At 62.4% G+C, this 19,411-nt stretch carries 19 protein-coding genes; 11 read left to right on the plus strand and 8 right to left on the minus strand.

Translation table 11 applies throughout. The annotated features are described in order from the left end of the window. The first annotated feature begins 43 nt into the window (after positions 1-43). From copM to OU993_RS03520, 3 genes are all read left to right on the plus strand, one after another. Positions 44-421, plus strand: coding sequence for a CopM family metallochaperone (gene copM / locus OU993_RS03510; RefSeq protein WP_268154868.1), 378 nt, complete (start codon positions 44-46; stop codon positions 419-421). Positions 422-516: 95 nt separating this feature from the next. After that, positions 517-1,233, plus strand: coding sequence for an HAD family hydrolase (locus OU993_RS03515; protein ID WP_268154869.1), 717 nt, complete (start codon positions 517-519; stop codon positions 1,231-1,233). Beyond that, positions 1,233-1,898 carry a DNA-3-methyladenine glycosylase I gene (locus OU993_RS03520; protein ID WP_268154870.1) on the plus strand — a complete coding sequence of 222 codons (666 nt, stop codon included), beginning with the start codon at positions 1,233-1,235 and terminating at the stop codon, positions 1,896-1,898. The genes OU993_RS03515 and OU993_RS03520 overlap by 1 nt, the downstream gene beginning before the upstream one ends. Before the next feature lie 10 nt (positions 1,899-1,908). On the opposite strand, the gene OU993_RS03525 is transcribed toward OU993_RS03520, so the two are convergent. Continuing rightward, positions 1,909-2,538 (minus strand): DNA-3-methyladenine glycosylase I, encoded by a 630-nt coding sequence (locus tag OU993_RS03525; protein ID WP_268154871.1) that lies wholly within the window; start codon positions 2,536-2,538, stop codon positions 1,909-1,911. 221 nt (positions 2,539-2,759) lie between these two features. Between OU993_RS03525 and OU993_RS03530 the strand changes: the two genes are divergently transcribed. Together OU993_RS03530 and OU993_RS03535 are read left to right on the plus strand one after the other, a co-directional pair. Beyond that, a complete protein-coding gene (locus OU993_RS03530; protein ID WP_268154872.1) occupies positions 2,760-3,587 on the plus strand; it encodes a L,D-transpeptidase in 828 nt (275 codons plus the stop codon). A 125-nt stretch (positions 3,588-3,712) separates the two neighbouring features. Then, positions 3,713-4,402 (plus strand): L,D-transpeptidase, encoded by a 690-nt coding sequence (locus tag OU993_RS03535; protein ID WP_442792859.1) that lies wholly within the window; start codon positions 3,713-3,715, stop codon positions 4,400-4,402. Positions 4,403-4,595: 193 nt separating this feature from the next. Here OU993_RS03535 and glcF read toward each other — a convergent pair whose 3' ends face one another. The 3 genes from glcF to OU993_RS03550 are packed head-to-tail and all read right to left on the minus strand — an operon-like array spanning position 4,596 to position 8,533. Continuing rightward, positions 4,596-5,885, minus strand: a complete 1,290-nt coding sequence (gene glcF, locus OU993_RS03540; RefSeq protein WP_268154873.1) for a glycolate oxidase subunit GlcF — start codon at positions 5,883-5,885, stop codon at positions 4,596-4,598. Positions 5,886-5,888: 3 nt separating this feature from the next. Then, on the minus strand, positions 5,889-7,097 hold the full coding sequence (locus OU993_RS03545; RefSeq protein WP_268154874.1) for an FAD-binding protein: 1,209 nt from the start codon (positions 7,095-7,097) through the stop codon (positions 5,889-5,891). Next, positions 7,094-8,533: an FAD-linked oxidase C-terminal domain-containing protein gene (locus OU993_RS03550; RefSeq protein ID WP_268154875.1), complete on the minus strand. Its 1,440-nt coding sequence runs from the start codon at positions 8,531-8,533 to the stop codon at positions 7,094-7,096. The genes OU993_RS03545 and OU993_RS03550 overlap by 4 nt, the downstream gene beginning before the upstream one ends. 261 nt (positions 8,534-8,794) lie before the next feature. Here OU993_RS03550 and OU993_RS03555 point away from each other — a divergent pair, with 261 nt between their 5' ends. From OU993_RS03555 to OU993_RS03575, 5 genes are all read left to right on the plus strand, one after another. Continuing rightward, positions 8,795-9,298: an NUDIX hydrolase gene (locus OU993_RS03555; protein WP_268154877.1), complete on the plus strand. Its 504-nt coding sequence runs from the start codon at positions 8,795-8,797 to the stop codon at positions 9,296-9,298. 72 nt (positions 9,299-9,370) lie between these two features. Next, positions 9,371-10,912: an inorganic phosphate transporter gene (locus OU993_RS03560; RefSeq protein ID WP_268154878.1), complete on the plus strand. Its 1,542-nt coding sequence runs from the start codon at positions 9,371-9,373 to the stop codon at positions 10,910-10,912. A 21-nt stretch (positions 10,913-10,933) separates the two neighbouring features. After that, complete coding sequence (locus OU993_RS03565; protein ID WP_268154879.1) at positions 10,934-11,671, plus strand: 16S rRNA (uracil(1498)-N(3))-methyltransferase; 738 nt, start codon at positions 10,934-10,936, stop codon at positions 11,669-11,671. A gap of 128 nt (positions 11,672-11,799) precedes the next feature. Next, entirely contained in the window at positions 11,800-13,173 is a 1,374-nt protein-coding gene (locus OU993_RS03570; RefSeq protein WP_268154880.1) for a glutamate--cysteine ligase, read from the plus strand. Positions 13,174-13,270: 97 nt separating this feature from the next. Then, a complete protein-coding gene (locus OU993_RS03575) occupies positions 13,271-14,149 on the plus strand; it encodes a DUF937 domain-containing protein (protein WP_268154881.1) in 879 nt (292 codons plus the stop codon). Positions 14,150-14,262: 113 nt separating this feature from the next. On the opposite strand, the gene OU993_RS03580 is transcribed toward OU993_RS03575, so the two are convergent. After that, a complete protein-coding gene (locus OU993_RS03580; RefSeq protein ID WP_268154882.1) occupies positions 14,263-14,562 on the minus strand; it encodes a DUF1127 domain-containing protein in 300 nt (99 codons plus the stop codon). A gap of 183 nt (positions 14,563-14,745) precedes the next feature. On the opposite strand from OU993_RS03580, the gene OU993_RS03585 reads away from it, so the two are divergent. After that, positions 14,746-15,699, plus strand: coding sequence for a LysR substrate-binding domain-containing protein (locus OU993_RS03585; RefSeq protein ID WP_268154883.1), 954 nt, complete (start codon positions 14,746-14,748; stop codon positions 15,697-15,699). Positions 15,700-15,776: 77 nt separating this feature from the next. On the opposite strand, the gene OU993_RS03590 is transcribed toward OU993_RS03585, so the two are convergent. The 3 genes from OU993_RS03590 to OU993_RS03600 form a co-directional block, all read right to left on the minus strand. Continuing rightward, on the minus strand, positions 15,777-17,063 hold the full coding sequence (locus OU993_RS03590; RefSeq protein ID WP_268154884.1) for a methyl-accepting chemotaxis protein: 1,287 nt from the start codon (positions 17,061-17,063) through the stop codon (positions 15,777-15,779). Between the two features lie 295 nt (positions 17,064-17,358). After that, positions 17,359-18,141 (minus strand): 3-hydroxybutyrate dehydrogenase, encoded by a 783-nt coding sequence (locus OU993_RS03595; protein WP_268154885.1) that lies wholly within the window; start codon positions 18,139-18,141, stop codon positions 17,359-17,361. A gap of 17 nt (positions 18,142-18,158) precedes the next feature. After that, entirely contained in the window at positions 18,159-19,322 is a 1,164-nt protein-coding gene (locus OU993_RS03600) for a patatin-like phospholipase family protein (protein ID WP_268154886.1), read from the minus strand. Between the last annotated feature and the right edge of the window lie 89 nt (positions 19,323-19,411).

The raw sequence follows: 19,411 nt of genomic DNA on the forward strand, positions 1-19,411 counted from the left end.
ACAAGACAGCCTTCTTTCATTCGCGTCACAACGGGAGAGACCCATGAACGCCAAAACCCTTTCGGCTGCCCTTCTGGCTGGCCTGATTTTCGCCCTGCCTGCCAGCGCCCAGGACACGCATGGTGGCAGCCACCAGATGCATGGCGCAAAAGCCAGTGCGGCCGCGTCACCTTCGACACAGGAATTCGAAGCGGCCAATGCGAAGATGCACACCGATATGGCGATCGCCTATTCCGGCAATCCGGATGTCGATTTCGTCCGCTCGATGATCCCGCATCACCAGGGGGCGATCGACATGGCGAAGATCCAGTTGGAACATGGCAAGGACCCGGAGATCCGCAAGCTGGCGGAAGAGGTGATCCGCGCCCAGGAAGGCGAGATTGCTATGATGCGGGCCTGGCTTGCCAAACACGGGCAGTGAGCCGGCAATGAGCAGGATGCAATGGCGCGAAAGCGCCATTGCATTGCCGCATCATGAAGTTAGGGTAGAGGCGACACGCGAGGAAGAGGCCCGCCATGACCATGCGCCCGCTGACGGTGATCGGTTTTGATGCCGATGACACGCTCTGGCAGAACGAGCAGTATTACAAGCTGACGGAGAGCCATTTTCGCGACCTTCTGGCCGAATTCGCCGAGGGTGAGCATGTCTCGGAACGGCTGCTGGAAGCGGAGCGGCGCAACCTTGCCTATTACGGGTTCGGCATCAAGGGCTTTACGCTCTCGATGATCGAGACGGCGCTGGAGGTGACCGAGGGCAAGGCACCGGCCGAGGTGGTCAGCAAAATCCTCTCGATCGGCCGCGAGCTGCTGTCGCATCCGGTGGAATGTCTGCCACATGCGCGTGAGGCGCTGGAGGCGCTGTGCGGCCATTATTTCCTCGTCCTGATCACCAAGGGCGACCTCTTCGACCAGGAGCGCAAGCTGGCGCAATCCGGTCTCGGAGATTTTTTTGATGCGGTCGAGATCGTCTCGGACAAGAGTGCCACCACCTATCGCCGCATTTTTGGCAAACATGGCGAGGGCCCGGAGCAGGCGATGATGATCGGCAATTCGCTGAAATCCGACGTGGTGCCGGCCATTGCGGCGGGCGCCTGGGGTGTCTTCGTGCCGCACGAACTGACCTGGGTGCTGGAGCATGTGGACAAGCCGGCGGAGGCGCCGCGTTTTCGCGAGATCGCCACGCTGGGAGACGTGAAACCCCTGATCGACGAGATTTGCAGCGAGGCTCTGTGATGCGCAGTTTTGAGGACATCTGGTCGCTCGCGGTGGATCGCAAGGGCGAAGAGGCAGTGCGGGAGGGTCTGCAGTTTCCCAAACCACAGGCCGAGATTGCCGCGATGCCGGATGACCGGTTTCTCTCGCTGATGACCCGGTGCATCTTCCAGTCCGGTTTCAACTGGAAGGTCGTGGATGCCATGTGGCCGGGTTTCGAAGCCGCCTTCGAGGGTTTCGATATCGGCCATTGCATGATGCTGCACGATGAGGACTTTGGCCGGCTGGTGAGCGACACCCGCATCGTGCGGCACGGGCAAAAGATCAAATCCGTGCAGGAAAATGCCGTTTTCCTGGCTGACCTTGCCCGCGACCACGGCTCCGCCGGCGCCTTCTTCGCCGGATGGCCGGCGGAAAACTATGTCGGCCTTCTGGATCTCCTGCAGAAAAAGGGTTCGCGGCTGGGCGGCAATACCGGTCAGTATTTCCTGCGTTTTGCCGGGCTCGAAAGCTTCATCCTGTCGCAAAGCGTGGTGAACCGGCTGGTGGCGGAAGGCATCGTTACAAAGGCGCCCACCTCGGCGCGCGACAAGGCGGCGGCGCAGGCGGCCTTCAACACCTGGAAGGCGCAATCCGGCCGGTCGCTGACGGAAATCAGCCGCGTGCTGGCGCTCAGCATCGACTGACGCCGTCCATTCAGGGCCGTATGAAAGCCTGGCGTTCCGCCTCCACCACCGGCTGCAGATAACAGCCGTCCAGATGATCGTTGACCAGACCCATGGCCTGCATGAAGGCATAGACGGTCGTGGGGCCGACAAAGGTCCAGCCGCGTTTCTTCAGATCCTTCGACAGGCGGACGGAGACGGCGGTCGTCGGGTTGGCCCGCAACGTTTCGAGATCCATCACCGCCGGGCGCTCCTCCGGCTTCGGTTCGTAGGACCAGAAGAAACGGGCAAGCGAACCGAATTCATCGCGCAGTTCCACGGCGCGGCGGGCATTGTTGATGGTGGAAACGATCTTGCCGCGATGGCGGATGATGCCGGCGTCAGCGACGCAACGTTCGACATCCGCTTCGGTAAAACCCGCAACCTTTTCAAAGTCGAACCCGGCAAAGGCGGCGCGAAAATTCTCCCGCTTGCGCAAAATGGTGAGCCATGAGAGGCCCGACTGGAACCCTTCCAGGCAGATCTTTTCGAACAGGCGGATATCGTCCGTCACCGGCCGGCCCCATTCGGTGTCATGATAGCGCTCGTAATCGGCAAGACCCTGGTGCCAGGCGCACCGGCAGCGGCCATCTTCGCCCTCGATCGTGCCCGGTTTTGCCATTCTTTCCTCCGTTAACGCCCCAGGCGTCGCGTTCAACGCTCATCAACCATGTCTTCGAACCGAGCATTAACCTTGCGAAAAGCTTTCCCGCAAGCCGTGCATTTGAACGCTCGCGCATTTACCTTTCACTTGCGAGTTCCGCCGCACGGTCGGTTGCAACGGGGCGCCGCCTGCGGCCCTCAGGTCCTTTATGACGCAATGTGTATGGAGTGGAGCCGTCGATGAAAAAGATGCTGCTGATCACCGCTGGCCTTCTGGCCGCGTTCACCTGGCCGGCACTGGCCAACGACCGGTACCGCGAACGCCCGCCGGTGGTGGTGAGCCCTGACCTCACCGCCCCCTGGATCCTGCAACTGGGCGGACAGGTGCAGCAGGCTCCGGCCTATCGGGCACCCGCGCAGCAGGGACAGGTGCGCGTCATTTACCGCAACCAGATGCCGGCTCAGGGTTACCAGCGCCAGGCCTACCAGCCGCGTTATGCGCCGGCACGCCAGCCTCTGCTCGCACCGCGCCCGCAATCCACACAGATCCGTCCGGCCCAGCCGGTACAGGCGGCCGCCGTGCGTCCGGCTCCGGTGATCCGCAGCCAGCTGGAGCCGCAGTTCCTGCCGCAGATGGTGGATTACCAGACCGAACAGGCTCCGGGCACCATCGTCATCGATACCAACAACCGGTTCCTCTACCTGGTGATGGAGGGCGGCAAGGCAAAACGCTACGGCGTCGGCGTCGGCAAGCCGGGCTTCGAATGGGCAGGCGAACACAAGGTGACCCGCAAGGCGGAATGGCCAAGCTGGCATCCGCCGAAGGAGATGATCGAGCGCGAGGCCGCCAAGGGCCATTTCCTGCCGGTGAAGATGGAGGGCGGTCCGGAAAACCCGCTTGGCGCCCGCGCGCTCTATCTCGGCTCCACCCTCTACCGCATCCATGGCACCAATGCGCCCTGGACGATCGGCAGCGCCGTCTCCTCCGGCTGCATCCGCATGCGCAATGAAGACGTGACCGACCTCTACGGCCGGGTGAATGTCGGCACCAAGGTCATCGTGATGTAATAATTCCGTGCGGTTCCGCCACCTCGCGTGGTGGAACCGACTATTCTTTCGTGCGCATCTACTTGCATTGCGGACGCTTTCCGGGAAAACTCCGGCTCTTGTCATAGTCCAAGAGGGGGCCAGGAATGACCAGGGGGAAAACCATTCTTCTCAGCCTGACGGCTGCGGCGATGATGGTCACAGCCATAGGACCGGCAGAGGCGTTTCAGCGAACCGCAGCGCCTGCGGTCAGTCGCAGCGACGTCACCACCGTAGCACAGCGCAAGGAACCGGACGAAAAGTTCCAGCGGCGGGTGGTGCGTTTCCGCACCAACGAGGTGCCCGGCACCATCATCATCGATACCAACAACAAGTTTCTCTATTACATCAACGGCGAGAACAGCGCGATCCGCTATGGCGTCGGTGTTGGCCGCGAAGGTTTCGGCTGGTCCGGCGTCGTCTCGATCGGCCGCAAGGAAGAATGGCCGGACTGGCGCCCGCCGGCGGAAATGCGCCGCCGTGAAGCCGCCAAGGGCCATATCCTGCCGGTGGTGCAGGAGGGCGGCATCGACAATCCGCTCGGCGCACGCGCGATGTATCTTTTCAAGAACGGCCGCGACACGATCTTCCGCATCCATGGCACCAACCAGCCCTGGACGATCGGCCTCAACATGTCGTCCGGCTGCATCCGCATGATGAACAAGGATGTCGAACATCTCTACAAACGCGCGGCGATCGGCGCCAAGGTGATCGTCATCGGCCCCGGCAACCGCCAGGGCAATGTCGCCTTCGAGGATCGCGGACTGGATTTCTTCGGTTCGATTTTCGGGGGATAGGTTGTGGGGCAGTAGGCAGTAGGCAGTAGGCAGTAGGCAGTAGGCAGTAGGCAGTAGGCAGTAGGCAGTAGGCAGTAGGAAATAGAATTTCCGTTCATCGCCTCTGTAAAGGGCCACGCGAGCCTCTCACCCCGTTCTATTGGCTACTCCCTATTGCCTACTGCCTACTGCCTACTGCCAATTGCCTACATCCTCATCCAAGCTTTGCCGGCTTTGACCCGCCATAGGCCCAATCGAGCAGTTCCACCGTATGCACCACGGGAATGCCGGTGCCGGAGCCGATCTGGGTCATACAACCGATATTGCCGGTGGCGATCAGGTCCGGTTTGGTCGCCTCGAGGTTTTTCACCTTGCGCGTCTTGAGTTTTGCGGAAATCTCCGGCTGCAGGATGTTGTAGGTGCCGGCCGAGCCGCAACAGAGATGGCCTTCCGCCGGGTCCTTCACCACAAAACCGGCCGCCTTCAGGAGAAGTTTCGGTTGTATTGTGATCTTCTGGCCGTGCTGCATCGAGCAGGCGGAATGATAAGCGACCGTCAGCCCCTGTGACGGCTGCTGCGGCAGGTCGAGCGCGGCCAGATATTCCGTGACGTCCTTCGCCAGCGCCGAAACCCTCGCCGCCTTTTCGGCATAGGCGGGATCGAGCCTGAGCATGTGGCCGTAATCCTTGACCGTCGTGCCGCAGCCGGAGGCGGTGATCAGGATGGCATCAAGCCCCTTCCCGTCGATCTCGCGCATCCAGGCATCGACATTCTGCCGGGCAAATTCAAGAGCTGCCTCCTCGCGGCCCATGTGATGGACCAGAGCGCCGCAACAGCCCTCCCCCTGCGGTGTGACGATCTCGACGCCGAGACGACCAAGCAGCCGGACGGTCGCGGCATTGATGCCCGGATCGAGCACCGGCTGGGCGCAGCCGGTGAGGATCGCCACACGGCCGCGGCGCGGCGCAGCGACTGCCGCAGCCACAGGCCTGGAGGCCGGCGGCACGGATTTCGGCGCCAGATCCAGCATGGCGCCGAGCGGGCGCAGGGCCTCGACCTTTTTCAGAAGCGGCGCGAACGGGCGGCCAAGCCGGGCGAGCGTCAGGGCTGCCCGGAACCGGGCCGGATAGGGCAAAACGACCATCAGCAGCGCGCGGATCATCCGGTCAATGAAGGGCCGGCGGTAGGTCTCTTCGATATGGGCGCGGGCGTGATCGACCAGATGCATGTAATCCACACCCGAGGGACAGGTGGTGGTGCAGGCGAGGCAAGAGAGACAGCGATCGATATGTTTGACCACCTCGGCATCGGCGGGCCGGCCATTCTCCAGCATATCCTTGATCAGGTAGATTCGTCCGCGCGGGCTGTCGAGCTCGTTGCCGAGCGTCACATAGGTGGGACAGGTGGCGGTACAGAAACCGCAATGCACGCAACGCCGCAGAATGCTTTCGGAAAAGGCGACATGCGGATCGGCCAGTTGATCGGGGGAAAAGGAGGTTTGCATGGATCAGGCCTCTCCCATCTGGCCGGAGAAAAACACACCCGCCGGATCAAGCGAGGCGCGCACCCGCTCGCTGAGCATGGCCACCGCCGCCGGTTGCGGTTCGAAGGTTGGCGTTACGGCCCGCGACGCATCGCTGGCGCGCAGCAGGGTGGCGTGGCCGCCGCCGTGCCGTCGGATCATGCCGCGAACGAGATCGGCTTCGGGATCGGCTTCCATGCGCATCCACACAAGGCCGCCCTGCCAGTCGTAGAAGGCGTCGATGCCGGCTTCGAGGCGCAGATCCGCCACCAGGCGGGCGCCGGCGGCGGGCGCCACCGAGACGCGCCAGAGCGGTCGTTTCGTGCCGTCCGCATAGGGCGCCACGTCGCGGATCTCGCGCCAGAGCCTGCGGCTGTCATCCGTCCCCAGCCGCGCCAGGGGGGCGAGGCGGGATAGCGCCGCAACAAGCTTATCCGCCCGGACCGGCACCGAGGCCGGCAGGCCTTCGAGGCGAAGGACGGTCGCCGGTCCCTCCGGCAGACCGCCGGCGAGGAACCGGCCGCGCACGCTTTCCGGCAGGTGGGCAGCTCCCGAAATGTCGAGCGGCAGCGCCATGGAAAGCGCCATAACCTGCGCGGCCGCTTCGTCATCGAGGCCGGAGACGATGATGGTTTCCTCTGCCTGCGGCCGCGGCAGCACGCGGAAGGTCACTTCCGTCAAAAAGCCCAGCGTGCCGAAAGAGCCGGCGAGCAGTTTGACGAGATCAAGCCCGGTGACATTCTTCATCACACGCCCGCCGGCGCGGATCGCTTCGCCCTTGCCGTTGACGAAGCGGATGCCAAGCAGGCTGTCACGCGCAGCTCCCGCCGAGAGTCGTCTTGGGCCGGAGGCATTCGTGGCAAACACGCCGCCGATGGTGGGCTCGCCATCCGTGCCCATCAGGGCGCGATGATCGATCGGCTCGAAGGCCAGCATCTGGTTGTTGTTGGCGAGCGCCGCCTCGACTTCGGCGACCGGCGTGCCGGCGCGTGCCGTCATCACCATTTCCGCCGGATCATAGGTGACGATGCCGGAGAGCCCGGTGGAGCGGAGGACCGCATCCGCCTGCTGCCCACCGGCAAAGCCCGAGCGCGTTCCGCCGCCGGCGATCGCAAGCCTGCGGCCGGCGGCACCGGCATCGCGCACCATGTCTGCGGCTTCGGATTCGGTGGCGGGGATCAGGGCGGCGGTCATATGGCCGGTCTCCCATCCAGCGGGAACACCTTCGACGGATTGAGCAGCCATTGCGGATCGAAGGCGGCGCGCACCGCCATCTGCTGGTCGAGATCGGCCGTGCTGTACTGGTGGCGCATCAGGTCGCGCTTTTCGATGCCGACACCGTGTTCGCCGGTCAGGCAGCCACCCGCATCGACGCAGAGCTTCAGGATCTCGTTGCCGGCGGCTTCCGCTTTGGCCGCCTCGTCGGGATCATTGGCGTTGAACAGGATCAGCGGATGCATGTTGCCATCGCCGGCATGGAAGACATTGGCCACGCGAAGGCCGAAACCCTTGACGATCTCGTCGGTGCGTTTGAGCACATAGGACAGCTGGCTGAGCGGCACCGTTCCATCCATGCAGATATAATCGGCGATGCGGCCGGTGGCGCCGAAGGCGGATTTGCGGCCCTTCCAGATCAGTGCGGCCTCGGTTGCCGACTGGCATTCCTTGACGCGCTTGACGCCATGACGGCGGGCGATCTCGACGATCGCGGCAAGCATCGCATCCATCTCGGCCTCGGATCCCTCCACCTCGACGATCAGCAGCGCGCCGACATCGAGCGGGTAACCGGCCTTGGCGAAGGCCTCGCAGATCTCGATCGCCGGTTTGTCCATAAATTCGATCGCCACCGGAATGATGCCGGCGCCGATGACATCGGCGACGCAGGCGCCCGCCTCTTCCGAGGTTTCGAAACCGAAGAGCACGGGGCGCGCGCCCTCGGGCTTGGCGATCAGCCGCACCGTCGCCTCGATTACGATGCCGAGCTGGCCTTCCGAGCCGCAAACAAGGCCGAGCAGGTCGTAACCTGCGGCATCCAGATGTTTGCCGCCGAGTTCGATCACCGTGCCGTCCACCAGCACCAGTTTGACGCCCAGCAGGTTGTTGGTGGTGACGCCATATTTCAGACAGTGGGCACCACCGGAGTTCATGCCGATATTGCCGCCGATGGTGCAGGCGAGCTGTGAACTGGGGTCGGGCGCGTAGAAAAATCCGTCCGGCCCCACCGCATCCGAAATGGCGAGGTTGGTGACACCCGCCTGGACCACGGCACAACGGTTCACCAGATCGACCTCGAGGATCTTCGCCATCTTCGACAGGCCGATCACCAGCGCATCCTCCTGCGGGATCGCGCCGCCGCAGAGCGAGGTGCCGGCACCGCGCGGCACAACCGGCACGCCATACCGATGACAGTATTTCAGCACGGCGGAAACCTGCGCCGTCGTTTCCGGCAGGGCAACCGCGAGCGGCAGCCGGCGATAGGAGACGAAGGCGTCGGTCTCGAAGGGCACCAGTTCGCGCGGCTCATGCACCAGACAGTCCGGCGGCAAAAGCTCCAGCAGATCGGCAATGATCGTTGCGCGTCGCGACAGAATATCCTGCCGCGGTTTCAGGAATTGGATGCTTGCGGACACGGTGTCTCCTCCAACTGGCCCCTTCCTTCCTCCCACGGTTGGCGAAGGCCTTCAAGCGCTCCCTATGTCGCATGTAAATGCCGTTCGACCACCCTATCTATAAAACTGTCTGCTTATATTAAGCCGGACGCAACTTCCCCATGCGAAACTTGTTGCAAAGGTGCCGAGGCACCGCAGAATTCGCAAAAATGTCGTAATTGAACAGCTGTGCAACGCAGGAATCGTGCTATCTAACAGTTCACATAAGGAGTCATAAACTCGTTGAACCTTCTCGATCGCATCACCACCAACCTCATCCTCCTGCTGCGACGCCCGCCGGAACAGCAATACGCCGCTTTGTGCTATCGACAGGACACCCTGTCGGGCGTTCAGGTGTTGCTGTTGACCAGCCGTGAAACGCGGCGCTGGGTGATTCCGAAGGGTTGGCCGATGAAGAAGAAGAAACCTCATGCGGTGGCCGAAAGAGAGGCCTATGAAGAGGCTGGTGTTCGCGGCAAGGCGGAAAAGGAACCTCTCGGCTTTTTCACCTATCTGAAGCGGCTGAAGAGCGGGCTGACCGTACCGGTGCGCGTGCAGGTTCACGCACTCGCCGTCGACAGCATGCTGGAGGATTTTCCTGAAAAGGGCAGCCGCCAGCTGGAATGGGTGCCGTGTGAAGAAGCAGCCAAACGGGTTCGCGAGACCGAGTTGCGTGACCTGATCCTGGCGTTTTCCCACCGTTTTCCGATCGCTGTCGAGACGAAGATGCGGGCCGTCGGCCGCTGACATGAATGTCGCATTTGAGGTCTACGGTGGCTCGCGGGCCCATCCTCATCTGCGGGAAAGACGCAAGCCGACGTGAACGCCACCCCTGACGATCTGCAGCGAAAGGCCCGCGATACCAAGGCCCGGCGGAAAGACACGCTCGACAAGGATCTCGAGAAGATCACCTATGTCGAATACGCCTCACAGAACGTCTCGCGCGGCATCGTCGTCCCGAGCCTCGTCTTCCTGCTGCTGATCGTCATTACCCTGCTGTTCGTCGTCTCGCTGCTCGGCCATTCCGCGTTGGTCATCCCGATCATCGCCTGCCTGGTCGCAGCCTACATGGCCATGAATATCGGCGCGAACGATGTTGCCAACAACATCGGCGCGGCTGTCGGCGCACGGGCGTTCAGCCTCGGGCTTGGCCTTGCGATTGCCGCCGTCTGCGAAATTGCTGGCGCACTGATTGCCGGCGACCGGGTGGTCGACACGATTGCCAACGGCATTTTGCGGCCCGCCTATTTCTCCCATCCCGACTACCTGCTCTGGAGCATGATGGCGGCGCTTTTGGCGGCGGCGATCTGGATCAACATCGCCACCTGGATGAGCGCGCCGATCTCGACCACCCATTCGATCGTCGGGAGTGTGATGGGGGCAGGCCTTGCCGCCGCCGGACTGCCCGCCGTCAACTGGACGATGCTGGTCGGCATCACGGTGAGCTGGCTGATGTCTCCGCTGCTCGGTGCACTGATTGCCATCGCGGTGCTGGCCTTCATCCAGACCACGATCGTCTACACGCCGGACAAGATTGCGGCTGCGCGGCGCTGGGTGCCGATCCTGATCGGTCTGATGTTCGGCGCTTTCACCATCTATCTCTCCCTGCAACTGATCAGCCCGCCGGATCGCGGAAGTTTTGCCGGCATGCTGGCGACGGGTTTTGTGGTGGGGCTGGCGACCTGGGGCCTCTCCGTTCCCCTCGTCCGCCGGCAGTCGGAGGGTCTGGAAAACCGCAACCAGTCGCTTCGCCACCTGTTCCGGGTGCCGCTGATCTTTTCGGCGGCGCTGCTGTCCTTCGCGCACGGCGCCAATGACGTGGCCAATGCCGTCGGGCCGCTTGCTGCGATCGTCAGGCTGGCGCAGGGGCAGGCAGGAACCGGCGACACCGACGTTCCCCTCTGGGAACTGATGATCGGTGGCCTTGGCATTTCGCTCGGCCTGTTGCTGTTCGGCCCGAAGCTGGTGCATCTGGTGGGCAAGGAGATCACCAAACTCAATCCGTTGCGCGCCTATTGTGTGGCGCTGTCTGCCGCCATGACGGTGATCCTCGCCTCCGCCATCGGCATGCCGGTCAGTTCCACCCATGTGGCGGTTGGCGCCATCTTCGGCGTCGGCCTGTTTCGCGAATGGTACATCCGAAACTCCAAGCGCCGGCAGGCCTATCTCAGGATGAAGGCCGGTGGCGAACTGCCGCCTTCCAAGGAGGAAGCAGAGGCCAATCCCGACGAGGCGCGGCGGCGTTATCTCGTGCGGCGCTCGCACCTGCTCACCATCGTTGCCGCCTGGACGATCACCGTTCCGGCATCCGCCGCCCTTGCAGCCGCGCTCGCCTTGGTTATGTTCCGGCTCTTCATCTAGAGTTTTCTTCAGGACGGACGAATGCGCGCCAATTTCCGCATGCAGCGGCTTTTCATCGAGGCTCCCCTGGCAGCCGGGCTGACGCACGAAACCACCAGCGAACAGTTCAACTATCTGATCAACGTGCTGCGCATGCAGGACGGCGACGAGGTTCTGGTGTTCAACGGGCAGGACGGCGAATGGAAGGCGGTCCTTCGCCTGCCGAGCCGCAAGAGACTGATGCTCGAAATGGTCGAGCAGACGCGCCCGCAATCTCCCCTGCCCGACCTGCATTACCTGTTCGCGCCGCTGAAGGTCGGCCGGCTGGACTATCTGGTGCAGAAGGCGGTGGAAATGGGGGCCGGCCTGCTGCAGCCGGTGATGACCCAGCATGTGCAGGGCAAGATCACCAGCCTGGAGCGCCTTTCGGCCAATGTCATCGAGGCGGCGGAACAGTGCGGCGTGCTGGCCGTGCCGGAGGTGCGGGCACCGGTGAAGCTCAGGGATCTTCTGGAGCGCTGGCCGGCCGATCGCCGGATCATCTTCTGCGATGAAGGGGCCGAAAGCCACAACCCGCTGCCGATCCTGAAGGGCATCTCCGAACGGTCGCTCGCCCTCCTCATCGGACCGGAAGGCGGCTTTTCCGAGGAGGAACGGCAGTTGCTGCACAGCCTGCCATTCGTCACCGCCATCCCGCTCGGACCGCGTATCCTGCGCGCCGATACCGCCGCCGTTGCGGCACTTGCCGTGGTGCAGGCCAGCCTTGGTGATTGGCAGTGAAAGCAGTCGTGAGACTGGCGCTGACAGTGCTTTAAAAGAAATTCACTTGCGCCCCAGAGTGATCCGGTACAAGCAGCATTTCCCGAAGTGCGCCTTCGGACAGGTATTTTGAGGACAAGGTCGACTTCATGGCCCGCGACACCACCGATCACACCCCTCTCGGCTCCGTTTCCGAGCTGACTGCCTACATCGCGAAGGGGTGCAAACCGAAGGAAAGTTTCCGCATCGGCACCGAGCACGAGAAATTCGCCTTCTTCCAGGCGGATCATTCGCCGGTGCCCTATTTCGGTGATCGCAGCATCTCGGCCCTTCTGCGCGGCATGCAGGAGAAGCTCGGCTGGGAACCGATCATGGACGGCGAAAACATCATCGGGCTTGGCGAACACGGCGGCATGGGCGCGATCTCGATCGAACCCGGTGGCCAGTTCGAACTCTCCGGTGCACCGCTGGAGACGCTGCACGACACCTGTCGCGAATCCAACCAGCATTTGTCCGTCCTGCGCCAGATCGCCGAGCCGATGGGCATCCGCTTCCTCGGCATTGGCGGCAGCCCGAAATGGGCGCTGGCCGACACGCCGCGCATGCCGAAATCGCGTTACGAGATCATGACCCGTTACATGCCGAAGGTCGGCAGCCACGGGCTGGACATGATGTACCGCACCTGCACGATCCAGGTGAACCTCGACTTTTCCTCGGAAGAGGACATGGCCCGCAAGATGCAGCTTTCCTTGAAGCTGCAGCCGCTTGCTACCGCACTCTTCGCCTCCTCTCCGTTTACCGAAGGCAAACCGAACGGGCTTTTGTCCTGGCGCGGCGAGATCTGGCGCGACACCGACAATGCCCGCGCCGGCCTTCTGCCGCAGGCCTTCGAACCGGGCTTCGGTTTCGAGCAATATGTGGAATGGGCGCTCGACGTGCCGATGTATTTCATCGTGCGTGATGGCCGTTACCATGACTGCACGCATGTGACCTTCCGGCAGTTCATGAATGGCGCGCTGAAAGGCGAGGTCGCGCAGTGGGAACCGACGCTCGGCGACTGGACCAACCATCTCGGCACTCTCTTCCCCGATGTGCGGCTGAAGCGGTACCTGGAAATGCGCGGCGCCGATGGCGGCCCGTGGCGTCGGATCTGCGCACTGCCAGCCTTCTGGGTCGGGCTTCTTTATGACGATGGCGCGATGGCGGCGGCCGAAGCGTTGACCCGCGACTGGACCTATGCCGATGTGCTGGCGCTGCGCGACGCCGTGCCCGCAAAGGCGCTGTCGGCCCAAATTGCCGGCCGTTCACTGCTGGACGTAGCGCGCGAGGTGATCGGCATCTCCACGCAGGGCCTGAAGGCCCGGGCGCGAACGAATGGCGACGGCCAGGACGAAACCATTTTCCTGCAGACGCTCGAGGAGATCCTGGCCAAGAAGCGCACGCTGGCCGAGGATCTGCTGGCCCTCTACAACGGTCGCTGGAACGGCAGCGTGGAACCCGTGTTCGACGAGTTTCAATATTGAAATCAATGTGAGCGGGGGTTGAACAAACCGGTTTCGCAGGAAGCTTTTCCAGTTATAGTGACTGGACAACAAGAGATTCCAGAGAGGAGCCGACCTGATGTTGCCCCTGTTCGACATGATGCTGAAGGCGCAGAACGGCGCCGCCATGGACACCATGGCAAAGCAGTTCAACCTGGCCCAGGAACAGGCGGCGCAGGCCATGGCAGCGCTGCTGCCGGCCTTCTCCTCCGGTTTCAAGCGGACGGCCAACAACCCCTACGACTTCATGACCCTGATGAACGGCGCCTATTCCGGCAGCTATGCGAAATATTTCGAGGACATGACGAAGGCCTTCACCCCCCAGGGTATGGCAGACGGCAATGCCGTGCTGGAAAAACTGTTCGGCTCGCAGGACGTGACGCGCGCGATTGCCAACAATGCCGCGCAGCTGACGGGCGTCGGCCAGGACATTCTGATGCGCATGATGCCGGCCATGGCCGATACGCTGATGGGCGGCCTGTTCAAGCAGATGACCGGCCAGATCAATGGCGGTCCGTTTTCGGCGGAGGCCATGGGCCAGATGACCCAGCAATGGCTGCAGGCGATCGGTTTTGCGCCAAAACCCAAGCCGCAGCCGATTCCCTTCGACAATCCAATGTTCCAGGCCATGCGCGTGATGTGGGGGCTGGAAAAGCCGACCGCGCCGCAGCCTTCGGCCAATCCCTTCCTGGACAATCCCTTCACCAAGGCTTTCCAGGAGATGATGAACAGCACCTTTGTCCAGAAACCGGCGACGCCGGAACAGCCGACGTCCAAGACGTCAGAACCGGCGCCGGAGGCCGCACGACAGGATTACGACAAGATCCAGGCCATGCTGAACACCATGTTCGACAGCGGTGTCGAGGTGCAGAAGGCCTATCAGAAGAACATGGAAGCGATTTTCGAAGGGTATATGCGCGGCACCTCCGCGGAGGCCGGCAAACCCGCATCCGCCTGACCTCTCAACTCCAAACTCCGAACGGCGGACATGAAAAGGCCCGGCGCGGTGAAAACCGGCCGGGCAAGAAGCAGGGTTTATTGGCGTTACCCTGCGGGGAAAACTGGTGGCGTTCAGCTCCGCTGCGGCATTGCAGCGGAGCGTGAGCCGCGAAGACGAAGGTGGCGCGGCAGAAGCTTGTACGGGTCATCCAGCATGCCGGAGCGGTTGACGGCGACGTCCACGTCGCGCCGGGTCAGACCGATATCCTGAAGCTGGTAATCCTCGAGATCATTCAGTGCGTTCATGGCCTTGCGATTGCGCAGAGCATGCAGAACGGATTTGACGAAGCTTGCCACTTCGGCAACGAGGCGCGTTTCGGGCGTCCGGGCGGCGGACGGGGCGCGGGTGGTCATCCGTTCGATCGTGCTCATGATGCAATTCCTTTCTGCAGGCACGCGAAAACCTTCCCTTCCGGGGCGGGCCGGAAGGGAGACAGCAGGGGCGGTGGGAAACCCTTTTGGACTGTGCTGACCCTTGCGTTATGCGAAATCTCTATTGATCAGTCCAACGAATGTTTCTAATGATATGCATCAAACACACTGATGGATCTTCTCATGTCCGCTCCGCTTGATATCGACCAGTTGCAGACCTTCATCGCCATCGTTGATACCGGCAGCTTTACCAAGGCTGCGGACCGTGTCTTCAAGACGCAAAGTGCCGTCTCCATGCAGATGCGACGTCTGGAGGAGCGGGTCGGCAAACAGCTGTTTGCCAAGGATGGCCGCGGCAACCGCCTGACGGCGGAGGGTGAGAAGCTTCTGAATTACGCGCGCCGGATCATCCGGCTGAACAATGAGGCGATTGCCGCCTTCGACGACAACCGGCTGGAAGGCACGCTCCGGATCGGTACGCCGGATGATTATGCCGACCGTTACATGCCGGAAATCATCGGTCGTTTTGCCAAGACGCATCCCAATGTCGAGCTCTACATCGTGTGCGAACCATCCGTGGACCTGGCCGAGAAGATGGCGCGCGGCGAACTGGATATCGCACTCGTCACCCACAATCCCCGCGCTCGGCAATCGGATGTGGTGCGGACCGAACCACTCTGCTGGGTGGCGTCCGCCAACCACCCCTTGCGCGACGACGCCCCCGTGCCGCTCGCCGTCGGCCGGCGCGACTGTAACTGGCGCCAGCTTGCCTGTTCGGCACTCGATGCGGATGGCCGCGACTATCAGGTGCTGTTCACCAGCTGGTCGTCGACCGTCGTTGCGGCTGCGGTTCTCGCCGGCATGGCGGTCTCCGTTCTGCCGGAATCGGCGCTACGGCCCGGCATGAAGGTGCTGAGCCAGTCGGACGGGTTCCCGCCACTGGCTCCGGTGCAGATCGGCCTGATGAAACGGCCTGGCCTCTCGACCTCGCTGATGACGGCGATTACCGACCACATCACCGCCTGCCTCGACAACATCTCGCCAGCGGTTGCCCCGGACGATCTCGACGCCGACATGAAGGCCTATGGCCGCTCGGCCACCCGCATGCGTGCGCCGCAGTTGATGCCCGGCTGGTAAGGCTTCCGTTCTCCGCGGCACAAAAAAGGCGCGCCTCCCCTCGGATGCGCGCCCCGTGTTCCATCGCTCAGAGCTGTTCAGGCCGCGGCCCGAGCCGAACCGGCGCGTGATGGGCGATTGCCCCGCTGCTGTTCCGTCAGGGTGAAATCTGCGACGAGTTCCGACAGTTGCCGCGATTTCGTCCGCATCACCGTCGTCGCAGCGGTGGATTCCTCGACCATGGCGGCGTTCTGCTGCGTGGCGCGGTCCATCTGGGCGACGGATTCGTTGATGTTCTGGATGCCGCTTGCCTGCTCGCGGGCCGAGCTTGCGATGGCGGCAATCACCTCGTCGATCTCCGCCACCTTCTGGACGATGCCGTTCAGGGTCTGGCTCGTGCTTTCCACCAGCGCCACCCCGTGTTTCACCTGATCCGAACTCGTGGAGATCAGATTGCGGATATCCTTGGCGGCTTCTGCCGACCGTTGGGCCAGCGCACGCACTTCCGAGGCGACGACGGCAAAACCCTTGCCGGCATCCCCGGCGCGCGCGGCTTCCACGCCCGCGTTCAGGGCCAGGAGGTTGGTCTGGAAGGCGATCTCGTCGATCACGGAGACGATGCGGGCGATCTCCTGCGAGCTCGACGCGATCTGATCCATCGCAGCTTCGGCCTCCGTCATGATCTCGCCGGTGCGATCCACCTCGTCCTTCGTCAGGCTCGCGACACGACTTGCGGTGGCCGCTCCTTCGGAGGTCTTGCGCACCGTCGTCGTCAGTTCATGCAGTGCCGCCGCCGTCTCTTCCAGCGCCTGTGCCTGCTGCTCCGTGCGGCGCGACAGATCCTCGCTGGCGACGGACACCTCTTCCACCATGTTGCGCAGATCGCCCACCGTGTGCACGATCGTCGTCATCACGCCGTCCAAGGCTTCGGTGGCGCGGTTGAAATCCTGCCGTGCGCCTTCATTCTTCTGCGGCAGGGTGTTCGGCAGACGAACGGCCAGGTTTCCGGCGGCAAGCGCGTTCAAGGCTTCCCCCAGCGCGGCCATGGCCTTGCCATCGGCTTCGGCATCCGCCGCGCGCTGGCGTTCAAACCCGTCACGCTGCTGGGCAACCTCGGCATTGATATCGCCCAGGAGAACATGCACAGCGACGGCAATATCGGTGAAGATCGATTCGGTGATGCTGCGGATGTAGGTTTCGCGCTTGCGCGGCGACCAGTTGGTTTCCCTGAGCACCACGAGCACCCATTCGGCCGCATAAATCGAAGCCGCCTTGACGATGAAGTCGGTGAAGCCGGTTTTTTCAGCGATCGAACGGATGACAGGCGCCTGAGCCGCAAAATAGGTCTTGGTGAATTCGCCTTCGCACAGGTGCTGGAATTTCACCCTTTCGCGGGAAACCACCTCATCCGAGAGTTCTGTCGTCGATGGATCAAAGGACTTGAAGCATCGTGTACTGACATCTCTAATATGTTTGTCTAATACCTTAAATAACTCCTGGCCAACGGCTTTCCGCTCACCTGTCCATGGCTTGATCTCATCTTCAATCTTCCGCACGACCGTCCCCGACATAGAAATAGAGTCAGCGCAATCTTGCGAAACATCGTTAATTTTTTGATTTTAAGTCTCTACGATATCTGACAGGGCGCAGCGGTCGAACTCCGCCGCGCCCTGTTCTCGATCATCCCATATGCCAGCCGTGGCTGACCGTGAAGGATTGGCCGGTGAGCGCATTCGTCTCGAAGCCGGCGAGGAACAGCGCAACCTCTGCGACGTCTTCCACGGTGGTGAATTCACCATCCACCGTTTCGCCCAGCATTACCTTCTTGACCACCTCTTCCTCGGAAATGCCAAGCGTGGCGGCCTGTTCGGGGATCTGTTTGTCGACGAGTGGGGTGCGAACGAAACCCGGGCAGATGACATTGGCTCGGATGCCATGTTCGCCGCCTTCCTTGGCCAGCACGCGGGCAAGACCGAGGAGCCCGTGCTTGGCCGTGACATAAGCGGATTTCAGCGGCGATGCCTCATGCGAATGAACCGAGCCCATGTAGATGACCGCGCCGCCGCCCTGAGCCTTCATGTGTGGCACGCAGGCTTTGGTGGTGAGGAAGGCACCGTCGAGGTGGATCGCCAGCATCTTCTTCCAGTCGGCAAAGGGGAAATCCTCGATACGGTGGACGATCTGGATGCCGGCGTTCGAAACGAGAATGTCGACGCGACCGAAAGTCTCGACGGTCTTTGCGACGCCGGCATTCACCGCGTCCTCGTTCGTCACATCCATCTCGACGCCGATCGCCTTGCCGGGACCGATGGCAGAGAGTTCGCTCGCCTTCGCCTCGGCCGCTTCGCGTTTCAGGTCGGCGATCACCACATGGGCGCCCGCCTCGACATAATGTTTGGCGATTGTGGCGCCGATTCCGCTGGCAGCACCGGTGATGATCGCTACTTTTCCGTCCAGTTTCATGTCGCAAGCTCCTTGGTTCAGGCCGAGCGGCGTGCCGGACGGGCCGGTGCCGTTTCGGTCGCTTCGTCGCGATCGCGCTCATTGTCCTGAGCGAGGTCGAAGATCTGGATGCCGTTCTTGGGCCGCCCGCGTCTTGTCCATTTCGGGTGTGTCAGCGTGCGCACAGCATCGTCGTAGCCGGCCTTCCAGTTCTCCTCGACCGTTGCGCGGGAGAACTCGGCATCCATGGCATGGGAATCATAGGCGGCGGTGCGGTGGATGAGATGAACGATCGTCACATCATATTCCAGGCCGATCGAGCGCAGCAGCGCGACGTCCTCGTCGTCCCGCAGTTCGGGAGGCAGTTTGTCGAGAAGCCGGCGCGCCGCCCGGCGGACGATCTGCTTGCGGGCGAATTCGTCGGTGTTCATGCGGGTACGGCTGGAATAACGGATCTCCTTGACGCGGGCATCCACTTCCAACATGTCGCGCGGCATGCAGCCGCGGGCCGAAAAGAGGTCGACCTGGAAGATGCAGAGATCCGCGTCGCTGTGATCCGCCCCCAGTACATATTGCAGCGGCGTGTTGGAGACGAGGCCGCCATCCCAGTAATATTCGCCATCGATTTCGATCGGCGGAAAGCCAGGTGGCAAGGCACCGGAGGCGGCGACATGTTGCGCCCTGAGCTTCGTCTTTCGGGTGTCGAAATAGGCGAAGTTGCCCGTCTTGACGTTCACCGCGCCAAGGCTGACGCGAATATTGCCGTGATGGATGCGGTCGAAATCGACCAGCCGGTCAAGCGTCTTGATCAGGGGTTCGGTGTCGTAGTGACTGATCCGGTAATCGGGATTGAGCAGCATCTGGTAGGGCGTCGGCAGGCGGGGCGAAAAGAAACCGGGGACGCCGGTCATCGAGCCGGCCAGCACCGACCAGTCCTTCATCATACGTTTGCCCAGATGGTCGTCCGGCACAAACCCGTAGTCGAGACCGGAGGAGACCATGTCCCAGAAGTCCCTGAGGTTGCGGACCCGTTGATCGGGCGCGCTGCCGGCGATGATGGCCGAATTGATGGCTCCGATGGAAATTCCCGCCAGCCAGTCCGGTTCGATGCCGTGGCGATGGAGGGCCTCGAAGGTGCCGGCCTGATAGGCGCCGAGCGCTCCGCCACCCTGGAAGACAAGAATGTTCTGAGTACTGCGCATGATTGAAGACTCCGTGGCCCGCAGGCTTTCGCACTGCAGCATGAACTTCAACATGGGGCACGGCGGTGAATTTTTCACCCGCAGCAAGA

The sequence above is a fragment of the Rhizobium sp. SL86 genome (assembly GCF_026672545.1).
Taxonomy (GTDB): domain Bacteria; phylum Pseudomonadota; class Alphaproteobacteria; order Rhizobiales; family Rhizobiaceae; genus Neorhizobium.

Excerpts from the sequence above, each read along its gene's own strand:
- OU993_RS03525 (WP_268154871.1), bottom strand. The coding sequence starts at position 2,538 with ATGGCAAAACCGGGCACGATCGAGGGCGAAGATGGCCGCTGCCGGTGC.
- OU993_RS03515 (WP_268154869.1), top strand. The coding sequence starts at position 517 with ATGACCATGCGCCCGCTGACGGTGATCGGTTTTGATGCCGATGACACG.
- OU993_RS03535 (WP_442792859.1), top strand. The coding sequence starts at position 3,713 with ATGACCAGGGGGAAAACCATTCTTCTCAGCCTGACGGCTGCGGCGATG.
- OU993_RS03545 (WP_268154874.1), bottom strand. The coding sequence starts at position 7,097 with ATGACCGCCGCCCTGATCCCCGCCACCGAATCCGAAGCCGCAGACATG.
- OU993_RS03575 (WP_268154881.1), top strand. The coding sequence starts at position 13,271 with ATGTTGCCCCTGTTCGACATGATGCTGAAGGCGCAGAACGGCGCCGCC.
- copM (WP_268154868.1), top strand. The coding sequence starts at position 44 with ATGAACGCCAAAACCCTTTCGGCTGCCCTTCTGGCTGGCCTGATTTTC.
- OU993_RS03600 (WP_268154886.1), bottom strand. The coding sequence starts at position 19,322 with ATGCGCAGTACTCAGAACATTCTTGTCTTCCAGGGTGGCGGAGCGCTC.
- glcF (WP_268154873.1), bottom strand. The coding sequence starts at position 5,885 with ATGCAAACCTCCTTTTCCCCCGATCAACTGGCCGATCCGCATGTCGCC.
- OU993_RS03565 (WP_268154879.1), top strand. The coding sequence starts at position 10,934 with ATGCGCGCCAATTTCCGCATGCAGCGGCTTTTCATCGAGGCTCCCCTG.
- OU993_RS03530 (WP_268154872.1), top strand. The coding sequence starts at position 2,760 with ATGAAAAAGATGCTGCTGATCACCGCTGGCCTTCTGGCCGCGTTCACC.
- OU993_RS03520 (WP_268154870.1), top strand. The coding sequence starts at position 1,233 with ATGCGCAGTTTTGAGGACATCTGGTCGCTCGCGGTGGATCGCAAGGGC.
- OU993_RS03585 (WP_268154883.1), top strand. The coding sequence starts at position 14,746 with ATGTCCGCTCCGCTTGATATCGACCAGTTGCAGACCTTCATCGCCATC.
- OU993_RS03595 (WP_268154885.1), bottom strand. The coding sequence starts at position 18,141 with ATGAAACTGGACGGAAAAGTAGCGATCATCACCGGTGCTGCCAGCGGA.
- OU993_RS03570 (WP_268154880.1), top strand. The coding sequence starts at position 11,800 with ATGGCCCGCGACACCACCGATCACACCCCTCTCGGCTCCGTTTCCGAG.
- OU993_RS03580 (WP_268154882.1), bottom strand. The coding sequence starts at position 14,562 with ATGAGCACGATCGAACGGATGACCACCCGCGCCCCGTCCGCCGCCCGG.